Source organism: Thermogemmatispora sp. (assembly GCF_042408735.1).
Classification (GTDB): Bacteria; Chloroflexota; Ktedonobacteria; order Ktedonobacterales; family Ktedonobacteraceae; genus Thermogemmatispora.
Map to the genome: position 1 here is coordinate 1 of NZ_JBHOQV010000175.1, position 1,130 is coordinate 1,130.

Here is a 1,130-nt window from a genome sequence, read left to right on the forward strand (position 1 = left end):
CGGCTGGACTGGCCCGACGCCTCCTTCGATCTCATCAACGGGCGGCTGCTATGTGGCTTTATGCTGCCGGCGGCCTGGCCGCGCCTCCTGGCCGAATGCCATCGACTCCTCAAGCCCGGCGGCATCATACGCCTCACCGAGGTGGAGCCTATGCTTACCATCAGCGCGGCTTATGAAACCTGGATGTGATCGATGTCCCAGGCTCTTCGGCGGGCCGGTCAGAGCTTCTCGCCCGACGGGCGCCACTTTGGCATCACGTCAGCCCTGCCGCGCCCGGTGAGAAAGGCGGGCTTTGAGAACGGACGGCTCCGGACCAGCGTGATCGAATGGTCGATGGGAGCTGAGCGGCATGACGCTGTCTTTAAGGACAGCGTCATTGGCTCGGAGCTACTGCAGGAGTTTCTTAATCAAGGTACGGGTGGCGAGTCAGGAAGAGCCGCAGCGCCTCTATCAGCAAGCCGTCGCAGAGATGCAGCGGGAAGATTTCTGCGCCCTCTGGCATCTATTGACGGTTTGAGGTGCAAAACCGGGGATAGCGGTGTCAGTGAGACTGGAGGAGCGGACACCTGAGGAGGCTGACACACGGCCCAGTCGGTCATCCCCTGGGAGAAGAGCCTCCCCCAGACCTGCGCTCTCCGGCACATTCAGCCTGTCAACTTCATGGAGGATCTATGGATGAACCCAGAAACACTTATGTGATTGATCCCGAAAACGCCGGTGAGCTGGCGCGCCTCATGCAACAGGATCGCCTCCTCACCGAGGGCATGGGCGGCCTGCTCCCAGAGGAGGGCCTCAGCCTCCCACCACAGGGGCGCGTGCTCGATCTGGCCTGCGGCCCGGGCGGCTGGGCCCTGGAGCTGGCCTTCCAGTATCCCCGCGCCGAGGTCATCGGCGTCGACATCAGCCGGCAGGCGATCGAGTATGCTCGCGCCCAGGCCCAGTCGCGTGGACTGGAGAACGTGCACTTTGCAGTGATGAACGTCATGGAGCGGCTGGACTGGCCCGACGCCTCCTTCGATCTCATCAACGGGCGGCTGCTATGTGGCTTTATGCTGCCGGCGGCCTGGCCGCGCCTCCTGGCCGAATGCCATCGACTCCTCAAGCCCGGCGGCATCATACGCCTCACCGAG

Annotated in this window: 2 protein-coding genes; both read left to right on the plus strand. The window is 63.5% G+C overall.

Translation table 11 applies throughout. The features are described 5' to 3' along the window. The coding region (locus tag ACFMO7_RS18855) for a class I SAM-dependent methyltransferase (RefSeq protein ID WP_376797036.1) at positions 1–189 on the plus strand (189 nt) is incomplete at its 5' end. A gap of 482 nt (positions 190–671) precedes the next feature. Beyond that, on the plus strand, positions 672–1,130 hold a 459-nt coding region (locus ACFMO7_RS18860), incomplete at its 3' end, for a class I SAM-dependent methyltransferase (RefSeq protein WP_376797037.1).